Origin of the sequence: Coprococcus sp. AF16-5 (genome assembly GCF_003479365.1) — a bacterium.
Lineage (GTDB): Bacteria > Bacillota > Clostridia > Lachnospirales > Lachnospiraceae > Coprococcus > Coprococcus aceti.
The window spans coordinates 218,269-233,308 of sequence record NZ_QUGZ01000002.1; the positions used below are offsets into that span (position 1 = coordinate 218,269).

Sequence of the window (15,040 nt, forward strand, 5' to 3'; positions counted from 1 at the left end):
ATACCTACCTTTGTATCATAAAACTCACACAGACTATTATATCTGAATTTACATTTTATATCAATCAGATAAGCAATATTTGAATATGGTATTGCCTGGTGCCTATACACAGAACATCTCTGTCCGCAAGCTGCCAGCTCCTGCCCGCCGGAAGCCTGATCCCATTTATGACAGTTCCATTTGTGGAATCAAGATCTTCGACATAGATCTTCTCTGCATCCTCGTATATCCTTATGTGCCTTCTACTGACGCTGATATCCTCTATAACCTGATCCGCCTGTCGTCTGTCCCGCCCCAATACAACTCCCTCCGGCGTCACCGGAAATTCAGTAGCCACAATGCCTCCGTCTTCGATCAGTCTCACAGACAGTCTCTGCTCCTGTGCGGACTCTCTGCCATCGAGATTATGCTGTGTAAGCAGGGTTGTACAGTCATCCTCCGAGCCAAGCACCGTGGTATCGCCAGGTATTTCGTCAGCCAAACTTACATGTTCCAATGCATCAACATTCTGTTTTTTAGGTCTTCTGTTTTCATCTTCCTCCGCATATCGCAGCTCTGAGCACTCCACGCCCTCCTGTCCCCGCCGTTCATCCTCAGCAGCAGACAGCTTCCTCTTCATCTCCACATAGACAAATAACTCCACGGACAGCACGATGAGTGCCAGCATTATAAATCTCACATCCGCCGCATGCCCCTGTATATAAAATTGAACAGCCGCTATTCCCGTAAATGCCGCCACAGTAAATCCTATGAGTATGAAAAATATCCTATCATATTTGTTTTTCTCCGTTGTCGGTATCGTCAACGCCGCCGCACTGCTTTGATCCGTTCCGAACACCTCATCCATCAAAAGCTCCTGCTCACGGGCCGCAGCCAAAGATTCCACATTTCTTTTTCTATTGCCGGAGCAGCATTTTTCCTGCTCACGGGCAGAGACCTCATCCACATATTTCTGCATCCGCTCCATGTCATAATTTGCCGACACCACCATGTCATATATCTCATACATAAAATCCACAAGCTCAGTGTCCCTGTGATCTACCCTCTTTATGATCTTCTCCACAAGATTCTTTATTCCCATTCTGACATCCGTTCCCTGTCCCGGCACATACACGTATCTGAAACTCTTCTCTGCATCCGAGTAAAATATCTTGTCGGATTCTATCAGAAGATTGTCCGGCTCAAGCATGTATTCTCCCGTCTCCATGACCACACTGCACAACGATCTTATGAGAGCAACAGCCTGCTCCATGGACATTATCCCCCTGTCAGATATATCGTCCAGGCTCTTCATGCCATTTATTTTGCAGTATATGAACATATCTCCGTTGATGGCCCTGAATTCCGGCTGTATTATTCCCTCGACAAAATTATTGTACAGCATGTCCGTCTCATAGGAATTTATGGCTGCTGCACTGACCTCCACCACAAAAAAAGTGTTAATTCCCTCTACCTGGCAATAACTTACCATATTCCTGCCACCTCCTAAGTTCATTTCCTACATCCCTTATCTCCTGTCTGGCCGCAGTCTTTCTGTCACATCTGCCGTCATCTATCAATATCTGTATCCCCGGAAATGACTCTCTGTAAGTTATCTCCGCAACCAGATTCTTCCCATTCATGGCCATTTCCGCATTCACACCATCGGCACATATCACGGTCTCGGATACATTTGTGGACATCGCTTTCTCTGCACTGTCCGTATCCCCCTCACCACTCTCATTGATCCTGTATTCCTCTCGGTTGTACAGTACCAGATATGCCTCCCCCGATGCCGCCGCATGGTTAAACGCTATAAACAACATGTTCATCACCACAAACACGGCACACACAAGTATCGGTGTTATCAGGCACATCTCCAGAACTATAGATCCATTGTCATCCATATATCTGACTCCTCCTGTCTTTTCTTCTCTTCTCCTATCTTTTCCCGCACTCTGAGCACTGAGGAAGTCCCCCGCACTCTGACTTTTTCTTTCTGTATATCGTCCGCTTCAAGCCGGAGCAGCCCAGCGAATAGTGATATTTGTCTCCCTGTTCAGTGACATAAATCACACCATTGCTTTTATATCTTCCACAGATCCTGCACGCCGAAAGCCCGGAATATCTGTCATCCAGAACCTCCCCACTCACGCTTCTCACAGATATCCTGATATGGTAACAGCTCCGCGAGTTGTGGTACACCGAACCATTCTCAGCCACATACACATACTCATCATCATCGTCATCATCCTGCGACCTGTCATATCCCAGGTACGCCCTCTGTCTTATCCTGTCCACGCACCCCACGGTGGATCCTCCGGCAAATGGCAGATTGATCTTCAGCATATATCTGACCTTGAGGCACACAAATCCGTCATCCGACAGCTCTGCATTTATCACCTTAACCCCGGACATTCCGCCGTCGACATATGTGTTCACCGTGCCTTTGTCATCTATGTACTCCCTGATCTTCCTGTTCGCCAGCACGAGCGACACACCATCTGCCATACCTTCAGCATACGGCCCCATGTCCGCGCCCTTTTCGGCTAGCTCATACGCATAGCTGTATTCCGCAAGATACGCAGCCGTCTCATGTAAGCCCTCATATATCACAGTCCGTGTCCGTATACATCCGGCCATGGCAAACACAGTCAGCATGGCAAATATAAACACTGGCAGCACCAGCGATGCCTCCACACTGGCACTACCATGGTCACATCCCAAAGGAGCTGTCTTATATATTCTCCTGCCATACCTGATCCGAACAAAATCTATAGTAATATGCGCTTGGAGAGGCGATTTATCTTTCATATATTTACTTTTCAACATACAACAAGAGAACATATAACACCCCCCTTCAGGATATTTTCATATCTCAATAACTCACACACTGCCTGAAGCTGTACCTGTACAGTCCGTCATCTATCTTCGATACGCCCTCGTGATCTTCTATAAACGATGCAAATTTCCTGTCCTGACTGACCTCAACATCAAATGTCAGAGAATACATCATATTCTTCATCTCAAACGACTCATCCGTCTGTCTGAAATTAAGCTGTATAAGATCCGCCATCCTGTAATACATGCCTCCTTTATTCTCTATCAGAAGTATCGCCAGATAATCCCTGTAGCTCACAGCATCCACGCCTTCATAGTCCACGGAATCCAGATTCATCAGCTTGTCAAGATTGTTGATGTCCGTCACCCAGTATTCGTCTGTCTTCATAAACTGAACGCTTTTGCCGTCAAGCAGCAGCCTTATATCAACAATTGTCTCAGCATAAGCCCAGCATCCGAGCAGCAGATATTTCGCCGCCCCATAGGTGACCCCCGGCACAAGAGCCAGCACCGCAGCTATGGATGACACTTCGGCCATCTTTGCGCTGTCTGAGAGCAGATATGCCAGATTGAGCGGCAGTCTGTGAAGCACTATCCTGTTCACGACCCCCTGCAGATTGTCATGGTCATTATCCTTTCCGGCGATAATGTATTCCACCTCACACTCAAATGGTCTGTCCTGTTTCCTGTCAGTAAATGTATTGAAATTCGCCAGTGCATACCCGACACCATATATGTCATCCACTATTCCGGTCTGTGATCTCTCTCCATCCAACATGAGCTGCCTCTGGAATTTATCCAGATCGTCAAATTCTATGTCCTCCCACTGTCTCGTATCCTCCGCCTGTCCGTCTGACGGAAAGCCATCCAGATCGTATGCCTGATCTGACACCACCCGCCCGGATGGCGTGACAACATTCAGAAGTCCACCTGTCAGGATGCTTTTCAGCGCTTTTCTAGGATCCGTACCGCTCCAACTGCTCTCATCCTGATTCGACTCATTCTTACCATTTTCCACAGCTCCAGAAGCATCCTCCATGGCCTTATCCCCGGATGTTATCATCTCAAGAATGTCTTCTATTCCCTTCTCCTCCATGTACACCTTCATATGGTCGGTTATCTGCAGCTTCATATTCTCGCAGTCATTCTCCAGAAGTCCCCTGCACTCTGCCAGCGCCACATCTTCAACGCTCATATTGTCGCCCTGACCATTTTCCAGAGTATATTCCAGATAATCCTGCGCCATCTGCTCAAGCTTTCCCTCACCGTGTCCGCCAAATGTGCTGTCGACCGCCAGCAGATGATACTCCTCAAACAACTCCTTGTCGTACGCCGCCTTCACATCACAGGCTGCGCCCTCGGCCGCCATTGCGGCCTTGGCACTGCCCATTCTTATCCGCGCCATCTCAAGCACGGAGAGCCCCAGAAGCAGCATGGAGATCAGGATTATACTCAGAAAAACCGTTACATGTCCCTGATTTCTCATACAGCTCCCCCTTAATATATCTTCTTTGCACTCTTGTTGATCGAGTTCCATATGTTGTTCACCAGAGAAGTTATCTGCTGCTTGAATATGACGCACATCGCGATCAAGACCACCATTATAAGGATTATTTCGACCACTCCCATACCTGACTCATCTTCCATAAAATCTTCCCATCTCTTCATACATTTTTCCTCCTTAAAACTTATTATCTTAAAAATTTATTATTGCGGGCAGCATGACTATTACCATGACCACTCCCAGCAGAACCACCATCGGAAGAAGCAGCTTTGTCCCGGCTTCCTCCCCCTTTCTCTTCGCCATCTCCTTTCTGGTCTGCATTGCGTTCTGCTCCTCGCCCGCCATCATGATCAATATATCTCTCGTGCCTTTCTTCACATTCTGTGACAAAAGCGACATGAGCTTTATATACATCGGCAGATTTATCCTGTGCCCCATGTTGTAGTAAGCCTCACTCTCGGATACTCCTGCCTGGATCTCATTTAGCGTATAAATCAGTTCCCTGGTCAGAACACTCCCGCCCTGATCCGTACCGGCACAATCTTCCCTGCCACTCTTCACTATCCTTGCAAATGCACCTCTGACCGTGACTCCTGCTCCAAGATAGAGCGTCAGCTTATCCACAAGCTCCGGGTACTCCGACATGAGCTCGTCGGATCTCTTTTTTTCCATTCCCTGGATCTTCGACCTGTTTCCACCCCATATACAAATGGCTGCGAAACCACCGAGAAACAGTATCATAAGACCGCTTCCGCCTCCCGAGGTGGGCCTGACCGCATATCCGTTTATCTGCTCCGGCAGCGCCACCTCGCTCGAATCTCCACTTCCCGCCTGTATCTCCCTGATGCCTTCCCTTATATCCTTCAGAGCCTTTTCCCTGCCTGTCTCTTCCCTTCCGCACACGCGTATCTGATATGTTCTCTCCGCGCTCAGCTCCCTGTATGTAAGAACAGCCGTGATGGACACTATTCTGTCTTCTCCCTCCGCTATATCGCCGATACGTCCATCGGACGACACCAGCTCGTTGTCCTCGCTTATCCACTGCACATCGAGTCCGAGCGCATCCAGGTGATCCACAAGCTCCAGATCATATATCACTTCGTCGGGGGATTCATTTTCCCCAAGATACAGGTCTTCAATCTCACCAAATCCCTGCTCAAACACTGCTTCCATATCGTCAGGATCATATTCCAGCGGCATGACATCCACATCAAAATCAGTCTTTTCTCCATCTATGTCAGTCTCCAGAGTGACGGTGGACACATCCCCTCCGTACCCATCTCTGGTGAGCACCACCTGATGAGGCGCAAATGCTTCCTTTGCCACAAGGATCACCGCAAGAATACATGTCACCAAAAGCGTCAGCAGGATCTTCGCAATAATGTCTGTGTACATCTCCGCACATTTATCCCTCGCCGCGGCATCCGTACATATGTATACCCTCTTTATCTTCGTGAGCATCTTGTCATTGTCCATATGCGGTTCTATCCAGCCGTATATTTTTCCCGCAGCCCTTTTCAGCATATCCATCATCCTTTCACATATGTATATCTGTGATCTTTCTGCCCCATATCACCGTCGCCGCCGTGATCACCAGACACGCACTCATGGCAGCTATCCCCAGAGCATTGCCATACAGCGCATCCATATATCCAGGATTACACACCCTCAGATACAGAATGATGACAAATGGCATGGCAGACATGATATTCTGCTCCAGCCGTTTTGACGTTATCATCGTGTCTATCTCTTCCTCCACTTCCAGACGCCTGTCAATATTTTCAACCATCTTCTTCATCATCCTGATGAGATTTCCCCCGGAGCCCTTTGCAACTGCGACCACATGAGCAAATTCCTTCACATCCTGAAGTCCTGACCTGTCCGCCATATCCCTCAAAAGACTTTCAACATCAGAGCTCATCTCAAGGCCGTTTATTATGAGCAGCATTTCCTGTCTGATATAAGATTTCCCCTGATACATTCCGTCCAGCTCGTGACAAGCTGGAACAAACGCTTTTTCCAATGAATATCCCGCCGCCATATTTGCGGACAGGGACAGCAGCATTTCCTTAAATTCATTATTAAGTTTATTCTTTCTCTGCCGGCATTTACCATCGGCAATTTTCCTGAGAAATACCAGAATCCCCGGCGTGAACACCAGGCACGGTATAAGACTGTCAAAGAAGAGCACCGACACCATCACCGCTATGACTGAATACACAGCGATACCGGTTACGATTTCCCTGACACTTAGTTTATAAGAATCATAATCTATACCCTGTCTCAGCACACATCCCTCCTTGAATCACTGCTCTCATTAACGCTTATAAATCCAGCCGCCACGAGCTTTGATGTGTTGTGAAGATCATTTATCTTTCTAAGCATTCCTTCCACTCGCCCCCTGTCCTTTCCCATATTGCTCTCATGAAATTCATACAATTTATTCATGACAAATTCACCTCCTTCCAGTCCTGTGACCTCGCTTATCTCTATACATCTTCGGGATCTGTCCCTCAGTCTTCCAAGCTGGACAACTATGTCCACCGCCGACGCTATCTGCTGCCTTATCGCCAGAACAGGCATATCCGCACCCATCAGAACCATGGTCTCAAGCCTCGTCAGCATGTCCCGGGCAGAGTTTGCATGTCCTGTTGACAGGCTTCCATCGTGTCCTGTGTTCATGGCAGTAAGCATATCTATCGCCGCCGCATCCCTGACCTCACCCACTATTATCCGTGAAGGTCTCATTCTGAGGCTCGTCTTGATAAGATCCCTTATGCTCACCGCATTTTCGCCCTCGACATTTGCACTTCTCGCCTCAAGGCTCACCAGATTGTCGATGCCCGCAAGCTGAAGCTCCGCCGAATCCTCTATCGTGACAATTCTCTCATCCGCCGGTATATACCCTGACAGGGCATTCAGAAATGTCGTCTTGCCCGCGCCGGTTCCTCCCGAGATGATTATGTTGTAGCCCGCCACGACCAGATTCTTCAGGAAATCGGCAACCTCCATGGTGACTGATCCGATCTCCACCAGCTTGTCCATGGTCATCTTGTCCTTCGGAAACTTTCTTATGGTCATCACGCTGCCGCTCAGGCTCACCGGCGGCAGCACCACATTCACTCTCGAACCATCCTTAAGCCTTGCATCCACTATCGGCGATGCCTCATTTACTATCCTGTTGCACTCCGCTACGATGCCCTGGATTATGGTCTTGAGCCGTTCCTCGCTCTCAAATGCCTTGTCATACCTGTACATCCTTCCTGCCCGCTCGACAAATATATTGCTGTAGCCATTTATCATTATCTCAGTCACCTCTTCATCGTCGAGAAGCTCTGACAATATATCAAGCCTCCTCAGACTGTTGAACAGTTCCTTCTTCAGCGCAAGCTTATCCCTCACACTCAGCACATTCCCGGACTCAGATTCGAGAATACACCTGTCGATCATATCGCTGACCTGCTCATCTCCTATGTCACCCGACATATCTATACTCTGCATGACCTTACTTCGTATCAACTGTCTGTCATCCTGTTTCATCTTCTGCTTCCTATTTCACTTTCTATAAATCTCAGCATCTCCGCACTTCCCGGAACCGCCAGCGGCACGTTCAACCTGTGCAGCCTCCGAGCAATCTTGCCGAGCTCCCTTCTCTCCAGAACCCTCTCGAACATCCCAAGCTTGTCCTGGGACAATTCATCCTTAAGCTCCGGAACCATTATCTCGTCAAATGCCCCAAGTATCGCCAGATCCTTGAGAACCGCCTGTCCCATATCAAACACAACCGTTGTATATCTGCCCCATCTGCGGAACTCGTCGATGAGCCACACCATATCCTCCGTGTCCAGCTCCAGTGCATCTATGTACGATCCCAGATATCCAAGCACGCTGTATTCCTCAAGCTCCACGATATTTTGCTCCATATATCCGGTCAGATCCGGTGACCTCTGTTTCACCAGATATATCACATTCGCCAGAACATCCTCATGGTCGTGAAATGCACTGTACTCCTCCATGCCCACATACAGGCCGCCCCGCACCTCATCATTCATGCACAGGCTGACCGCAAGGTTTGTCTTACCACACCTCCCTATGGGTGATATAACTGCATACGACCTGAACAGCTTTCTTCTGCGGTCCGTATCGTCTATATTCATATATCTGAGGATCTCTGAAGAAATGTTCCGTACCCTGGAATATTTGAATATCCTGTTATGGCTGATCTCTTCTGATCCATCGACTCTATCCCTCGTCATAAATATCATCCGGCAGGCCACCGGCACTTTGCTCTCATCCAGAGGAATATTCTCATCCATCAGCAGAACATCCAGAGTCTTAGTCTCAAGATACCCATACAGTTCTCCCTCCGATGAAAATGCAAGCGCAAACAGCGGATTGTCCCTGTCCGAATTGATATGGTTCATAAGACTTATCATGTAAGCCCTGTCACCATCCAGTATTCCAATCTTGTACTGCTGAATTTTGTCACCTCCACTCTATAGTGCACACGTAATACATGACTCCGCCCATTATGGCAGCAGAGAAATGTACCCTAGACTTCATCAGATTCCTATAAAATTGTTTTGTTGAAATTTCTTTACGATTCGTAACTGACATTAAAACTTCTTTTAAAAGAAAAAATAAAGATATAACTCCTCCGGCCAAAAAGGAGTAAACAATCACCCGGATCACATCGGTTCCTACAAATGTGCCAGCCGTCGCCAGCAGCTTGATATCACCTGCCCCCAAGGCTTTTTTATGAAATAATACAAACAAGATCACCACAGGAATAACACAGCCTGCCACACTGCTCAGAAGTCCATCACACGGTCCTCTGACAACTGCCGACATCAGGAATCCCTGTATCATGCCAACTGCGATAAGCCTGTTCGGAATCCTCCAGTCTCTGAAGTCCGATACCACCGCCATGCTCACAGTTGCGATCAATGGTATTACATAATATATGATCTCTGTCCTCCCTTCTCTCTGAGTTGTAAGCACACCTTACACCCTCTCTCAGCCTTTGTAAAGGGGGGATTTCATAAAGAAAATTTTATAAATTGCGGCTATATACAGGCTGTATATTGCCCAATTTCAATATACAAAAAGCCCGTCCTGTTACGAACGGGCTTCTGATTTTACAGCATGTATATATAATTTTTTTTACTAAAATTGTCCATTTCCCATGTTCTGATTGTTATTTGGGTTCCGGTTATAGTTCTGGTTAGGACTCTGATTAGGATTCATATCAGCCTGCTTCCTTGCCGCCATGGCATTATCAATGTTCTGTATCTCGCTCCTGCTTATGGCTATACTGTCCTGAAGAACCTTTACATTGTTGAAATACTGGAGCAGCTCCTGAGGTGGATTCTCCTTGTTCTGCTCGTAGAAATACTTGCCGATCTCGACCATGTTCCTGTCGATCATCTGCACCTCATTTGATATCTTGTTGTTGAGCTTTGCCTTCTGCGCTGCGTCCTTCGTCTCATCCACCGCATTATTTGCAAACTTCTTGGTCTTGTTGAACACATCCTGGAAAAAATCTGACATATCATATACCTCCATGTAATATAGATCTTTCTTTATCTGCCTTAATATATCCATGTAAAACTAAAAAAACCGGGAATATGGGTGTTGATTCCATAATCCCCGATTTTTTATTTGACTTTGTTTCTCACTATGTCATGTATACTTATGGCCTTTCACATCAGTCGTCTATGTACTTATTCAGTGTATCAACCACATCATTGAGATTATAAGGCTTTGCGATATAATCATCAAGCTGGTTCTCAAGGATCCTCTCCTTGTCACCGAACATGGCTCTCGCCGTAACCGCAATGATCGGAAGTCTCTTTCTCTTCTCCTTGCGCTCTATCTCCCTGATCTCCTGTGTAGCTGCTATACCGTCCATAACTGGCATCTGTACGTCAAACAGTGCCGCATCATATATCTTGGTCTTGAACAGTTCAACAGCCTTCTGGCCATTCTCAGCTATATCGTATGAGAATCCTGCCATACCGAGAAGCTTACCGATAACCTGCTGGTTGACCGGCTCATCCTCTGCAACAAGTATCCTTGCCTTGCTGTGTGCATTGATGGAGAATACCGCTGGCTCCTCCTTCTCCTTGAGAAACTCATCTGCCGCATCCGCAGCCTTGATGACCTTGAGAGGTATCTCAACAATAAATGTTGAACCTATATCTTCCTTACTCTGAACTGTGATGTTACCACCCATCAGCTCAACGATCTGCTTGGTGATGACAAGTCCCAGACCTGAACCACCGTACTTTCTTGTATCTGATGCATCTACCTGGCTGAATCTTATGAACAGCTTGCTCATGTTAGCCTCTGAGATACCTATACCGGTATCTGCAACTGCCATTCTGATCTTAATCTTGTTGTCTCCATCATCCATGGATGCTATCTTGACTCTTACGCTTCCCTCGGATGTAAACTTGATAGCATTTGAAAGCAGGCAGTTGAGAACCTGCTGGATTCTCTGTCCATCACCGCGGACAAGCTTTGGAATATTGCTTCCAAATGAACAGTCGAGCTGCAGTCCCTTGTTGGTTGCGATCGGAACCTGTGCAGCAACTGTGTCCTCAATGGCAGTCCTGATGTCAAATGTCTCTTCCTTGATCTTGTACTTACCAGCCTCAAGCTTGCTTATATCAAGAATATCATTGATAAGTCTGAGCAGTGTGTCTGCACAGTTCTTAGCTGTGATAAGGTTATCTCTGTAATCAGCCTGAAGATCCTCAGCCATAAGTGTGAGCTGGAGCATACCGAGAATACCGTTTATAGGCGTTCTTATCTCGTGGCTCATGTTTGCAAGGAACTCGGCCTGTGTCTTGTATGCTGCATTCGCATCCACGATGGCCTTGCTGAGCTTCTCCTCAGTCTCCTTCTGCTTGGTCACATCTATGACTACCATGTTGATGTAATCAGCCTCAGACTTATACATAACCGTGTTGAACACCTTCTGAAGTGACTCCATGGTGATCTCAACATCCATCAGATCTCCCTCTTTGGTGCCGGAGTTGTTATAAGCTGTGAACCATGCATTGATATCCTGAAGTACCTCTATCTTGCTCTCCTTCAGTATCTTGTCCTTGTAGTCAGACACATCGAGCTTGAAATACTCCCCAAATATCTCATTGGCGTCTACTATCTCGTAGTTTGTTCCGTTGACAGGATCATTAACGATCCTCGCCTGTGCAAATCCTATAGGAAGGTTCATGAAAAGCTTCTTATACTTATCAGACTTTCCTGCTGATCCCATGTTGCCATCTCCGAATACCAGTAATACCAGAACAGCAACGACCGCTGCCAGGACGCCACATATAATAGCTCCCACACCTATACCGGCGACTCCCAGCACTCCCGCCAGCAAAGCCAGAACAGCCATGGCCAGTGCAAGCGGCTTAATCCCAATTTCCTTAATTTTGTCCATTAATGCACCTCTGTTTCTATAAATATTGCGTTTGCCACATAGACACTCCTATGCATATCCACATGGATACATTATATTATAAATAATTATTAAGGTCAACGCTCATATAGTTTTTTATGCTGAATAATGTACAAATTTTCTCTGTTATTTTGTACATATTGGACTACTTTTTATGGTCTCCCAGCCATTCTACCTCGTTATTATGCATATTTTATCTATCAACAGATCTGCATTACTCTATCGCTGCTTCATCATCTGTCCGATCCTCATCCTCTGGCTTCCCCTTTTTGCTACCGCGCTTCTCCTTGATGGTCTTCGCATTCATAAGCAGTGCAAACACAAGCCAGCCGGCAAATGTGAATATCAGGCCGCTCTTGAGTCCTCTAGGGAAATACTTGAACTCTATCACATGGTCTCCCTTCTCAAGATCCAGTGCGATAAATGCTCCCGCAACAGTCTGTATATCGGTCTTTCTGCCATCAACATAGGCAGTCCAGCCCGAATCATATGGTATGGATGTGAACATCAGGCCAGCCTCATCGACTGATATATGTCCCTTCACATATCCATCCTCAAATTTGTTGATATTTAACTGATTGTCAGCCCATCCCTCATACGCCTGGTCAAATGCAGCACCGTTGAGAGTGGCTATCGTAAGTCTTGCAGATGTATTGTCAGGTACACCCGCAGAGAAATAATACTCGACCTCCACGTTGGTTCCCTTTATCAGATGTCCCACATGGTATGTCTGGTACTGAAGTCTCTCGTAATTCTGCTCCTCACCGTTCACATATATCCTTATCTTGGTGATTCCATTGCAGTTCGCTATGATGTACAGATCATTCTGTTCCTCTGTTATGTCAAAGCTGAGTCCAAAGCTCACGATACCCGGTGTGATATCGGAAAGTCCAAAGTATTCACTGTACGGATTGTCATGTGTTATCGTGATGTCATTTGAAGAGCCAGTTACCTCCGGATATATCTGGCTGAACGTACCAGCCACCCCAGTCGACTTTTCCACGAAATTATTTATACTGTCAAACATATTCGATGCGTCAGAAGTCCAGTCTTTCAGCTCGTTATTCACCATGAAGCCCAGCTTGAGCGCCCGGCTGTTCTGGTATACATCAACGCCATCCACTGTATCCACATAGTCCATATCGTAGGACATATGCTCATCCTGTCTCCTGAACAAATATCTTATGCCCAGAACCGAACTTGACACCGGATTTGCTCCGTCAAACAGGAACTCATTGGCACCTGTGTAGAAACCAAGTCCGTGCATGGCATTCACAAGGTCATTTGAAACCGTCGAACCAAACAGGCTGACTCCCTGCATATTGTAATAGGTAGATTCATCCACCACCTTGGTGTTGTTGAGCTCCGTTCTATACGGAAAATGGCCTGTCTTAACAGAATCTATAGCGGCCTGCACACTAGCAGCATCGCCATAGTAATCCGGTATGTTCACCGTTCCGTTGCTCTCGTATCCCTTTGCCGCGCTGAACACGATCTCAGTCAGACACAACACTGAAAGTATAGCTGCCACTGCGAATCTGCCTTTGCCGCGGACAAGTCCCAGCACCAGGATTCCCGCCGAGTACACAGCAAACAGCACCCATGTGAGGATAATTACCGTCCTGTCCATATCAATATTCTTGTCTTCATAAACCAGTAAACCGAACGCCACGATGATTCCCAGGGCTATTCCCGGTATCTGCTTCTTGTCTGTATTTGCAATGGCCTCGTATCCCATGCTCAGCAGAATGAAGATGAACAGGAATGAAAATCTGTTCGGGATTCCGTACTGATCATGGAAGCCGTGCCATATATAGTTGAGCAGCGTATTGTTGAAGCTCATCATGAGAAATACGATCAGTATCACATTCTTAAGCTTCTCGTACCATTTGATCTTTGTATTGAAAATATATATTCCTATCAGCAGTATGGCAAATGTACCGCAGTACAGGTTCACACCGCCGTCAAACTGCTGGCTCTTTATCGGCTCAGTCAAGACAAACATCTGCTTTATCATATCCCATATGCTTCCGTACCACTCCCATTTAGGGAAATGTCTGGTGGCAGACGCCGTGGTGTTAATCCCGATATAAGCCGGGATCAGCAGAAACGCAGACATAGCCGCAGCCATGACAGATGTTCCCGCAAATCTCAAAGTGTCCTCTGCGCCCTTGTATATGTTCTTGTGATTGGTGAGTATAAACTGGAGAACCAGGAATACACATATCATGAAACATATATAGTAGTTACACAGAAGTCCATAGAACAGACTGAGTGTGTACAGTCTGTAGTTGCTGCCGTCCTCCATCATCTGCTCGAAGCCCTGCATGATAAGCGGAAGTATCAGTATACAGTCCATCCACATGAGATTCCATGAATATCCTATGACATAGTTGCTGAGTGCATATGCCACAGCAAATGGAATGATGAGCAGGTTGTTCTTGTTCCTGCACTTGTATCCAAGATAGCTCGCCATGGTCATACCGGACAGAGCTATCTTGATACTTATGAGCAGGCACATCGCTATGTACAGATGCTCCCTGCTGAACAGCACGATTATAAAGTTCAGAGGGCAAGCCATATAGTAGGCGATTATGTCAAGCAGATTGCTTCCCATGCCTATGTCCCACGTATAGAACAGGCTTCCCTCGTTCACCAGTTTGTCATGATAATCAGAGAAGAATGGCAGATACTGGTGAAGACTGTCCACCATGGTAAGGCTGTGTCCGCCAAATGGTCCTATCTCCGCCACCACCCACAGCACGAACATAAATATCGCCGGGATGATAAAAGCGATTATCATGATATAGTTGTCAGCAAATATATCCTTTACAGGCTTTTTATCCTTCTTAAATACGAAGCATTTGCTGAATATATAGTTTATTACAAGTACAACTACCTGAATTATTATCTTTGATATAAACTCATTGTATCTGAAGGAGTCGCACAGCAGGTTGGTTCCAACGACCTCCACCACCATGGCAAACAGACGCATGCCCACAAATGATATGAACTCCCTTATGATCCGGCCTACGCTCTTCCTCTGCTCCGACCTGAACACGTAAAATCCATTTGCAAAGTAAGCAAATAATATGGCAAGCATTATCGCTATGATATTCGCCGCACTTCGCGACAGATCCGTCACAAGTCTCAACACAAAGAATGATACAAGATTCACAGCCGTGGTCATTCCTCCGGCTATAACATATCTGACCATCTCTTTCTCCATAAGCTTTTTTATTTTG

General features: G+C 46.6%; 13 protein-coding genes. All 13 read right to left on the minus strand.

Translation table 11 applies throughout. The features are described 5' to 3' along the window. Positions 1–64: 64 nt before the first annotated feature. The 13 genes from DWW70_RS05985 to DWW70_RS06045 all read right to left on the minus strand — a co-directional run bounded on the left by DWW70_RS05985 (position 65) and on the right by DWW70_RS06045 (position 15,012). Positions 65–1,471: a DUF6382 domain-containing protein gene (locus DWW70_RS05985; RefSeq protein WP_022217522.1), complete on the minus strand. Its 1,407-nt coding sequence runs from the start codon at positions 1,469–1,471 to the stop codon at positions 65–67. Continuing rightward, positions 1,440–1,886, minus strand: a complete 447-nt coding sequence (locus DWW70_RS05990) for a hypothetical protein (protein WP_015534289.1) — start codon at positions 1,884–1,886, stop codon at positions 1,440–1,442. The genes DWW70_RS05985 and DWW70_RS05990 overlap by 32 nt, the downstream gene beginning before the upstream one ends. A 34-nt stretch (positions 1,887–1,920) precedes the next feature. Beyond that, positions 1,921–2,793: a TadE/TadG family type IV pilus assembly protein gene (locus DWW70_RS05995; RefSeq protein ID WP_147323108.1), complete on the minus strand. Its 873-nt coding sequence runs from the start codon at positions 2,791–2,793 to the stop codon at positions 1,921–1,923. Between the two features lie 64 nt (positions 2,794–2,857). Next, complete coding sequence (locus DWW70_RS06000) at positions 2,858–4,306, minus strand: DUF5702 domain-containing protein (RefSeq protein ID WP_015534290.1); 1,449 nt, start codon at positions 4,304–4,306, stop codon at positions 2,858–2,860. An 11-nt stretch (positions 4,307–4,317) separates the two neighbouring features. Beyond that, the gene (locus DWW70_RS06005; RefSeq protein WP_015534291.1) at positions 4,318–4,488 is read right to left on the minus strand and encodes a Flp1 family type IVb pilin; all 171 of its coding nucleotides are present in this window, start codon (positions 4,486–4,488) and stop codon (positions 4,318–4,320) included. 28 nt (positions 4,489–4,516) lie between these two features. Further along, entirely contained in the window at positions 4,517–5,848 is a 1,332-nt protein-coding gene (locus tag DWW70_RS06010) for an immunoglobulin-like domain-containing protein (protein ID WP_015534292.1), read from the minus strand. A gap of 13 nt (positions 5,849–5,861) precedes the next feature. Continuing rightward, positions 5,862–6,614, minus strand: a complete 753-nt coding sequence (locus DWW70_RS06015) for a type II secretion system F family protein (RefSeq protein ID WP_055271948.1) — start codon at positions 6,612–6,614, stop codon at positions 5,862–5,864. Beyond that, complete coding sequence (locus DWW70_RS06020; protein ID WP_117549734.1) at positions 6,608–7,864, minus strand: CpaF family protein; 1,257 nt, start codon at positions 7,862–7,864, stop codon at positions 6,608–6,610. Before DWW70_RS06020 ends, DWW70_RS06015 begins: the two co-directional genes overlap by 7 nt. Continuing rightward, positions 7,861–8,805 (minus strand): hypothetical protein, encoded by a 945-nt coding sequence (locus DWW70_RS06025; protein ID WP_330410625.1) that lies wholly within the window; start codon positions 8,803–8,805, stop codon positions 7,861–7,863. Before DWW70_RS06025 ends, DWW70_RS06020 begins: the two co-directional genes overlap by 4 nt. A gap of 4 nt (positions 8,806–8,809) precedes the next feature. Beyond that, positions 8,810–9,325 (minus strand): A24 family peptidase, encoded by a 516-nt coding sequence (locus tag DWW70_RS06030; RefSeq protein WP_055222450.1) that lies wholly within the window; start codon positions 9,323–9,325, stop codon positions 8,810–8,812. Positions 9,326–9,490: 165 nt separating this feature from the next. Then, complete coding sequence (locus DWW70_RS06035) at positions 9,491–9,874, minus strand: hypothetical protein (RefSeq protein ID WP_055271950.1); 384 nt, start codon at positions 9,872–9,874, stop codon at positions 9,491–9,493. A gap of 157 nt (positions 9,875–10,031) precedes the next feature. Next, positions 10,032–11,777, minus strand: coding sequence for an ATP-binding protein (locus DWW70_RS06040; protein ID WP_015534296.1), 1,746 nt, complete (start codon positions 11,775–11,777; stop codon positions 10,032–10,034). Positions 11,778–12,009: 232 nt separating this feature from the next. Then, entirely contained in the window at positions 12,010–15,012 is a 3,003-nt protein-coding gene (locus tag DWW70_RS06045; protein WP_243017685.1) for a GtrA family protein, read from the minus strand. Positions 15,013–15,040 lie beyond the last annotated feature (28 nt).

Excerpts from the sequence above, each read along its gene's own strand:
- DWW70_RS05985 (WP_022217522.1), bottom strand. The coding sequence starts at position 1,471 with ATGGTAAGTTATTGCCAGGTAGAGGGAATTAACACTTTTTTTGTGGTG.
- DWW70_RS05990 (WP_015534289.1), bottom strand. The coding sequence starts at position 1,886 with ATGGATGACAATGGATCTATAGTTCTGGAGATGTGCCTGATAACACCG.
- DWW70_RS05995 (WP_147323108.1), bottom strand. The coding sequence starts at position 2,793 with ATGAAAGATAAATCGCCTCTCCAAGCGCATATTACTATAGATTTTGTT.
- DWW70_RS06000 (WP_015534290.1), bottom strand. The coding sequence starts at position 4,306 with ATGAGAAATCAGGGACATGTAACGGTTTTTCTGAGTATAATCCTGATC.
- DWW70_RS06005 (WP_015534291.1), bottom strand. The coding sequence starts at position 4,488 with ATGAAGAGATGGGAAGATTTTATGGAAGATGAGTCAGGTATGGGAGTG.
- DWW70_RS06010 (WP_015534292.1), bottom strand. The coding sequence starts at position 5,848 with ATGCTGAAAAGGGCTGCGGGAAAAATATACGGCTGGATAGAACCGCAT.
- DWW70_RS06020 (WP_117549734.1), bottom strand. The coding sequence starts at position 7,864 with ATGAAACAGGATGACAGACAGTTGATACGAAGTAAGGTCATGCAGAGT.
- DWW70_RS06035 (WP_055271950.1), bottom strand. The coding sequence starts at position 9,874 with ATGTCAGATTTTTTCCAGGATGTGTTCAACAAGACCAAGAAGTTTGCA.
- DWW70_RS06040 (WP_015534296.1), bottom strand. The coding sequence starts at position 11,777 with ATGGACAAAATTAAGGAAATTGGGATTAAGCCGCTTGCACTGGCCATG.
- DWW70_RS06045 (WP_243017685.1), bottom strand. The coding sequence starts at position 15,012 with ATGGTCAGATATGTTATAGCCGGAGGAATGACCACGGCTGTGAATCTT.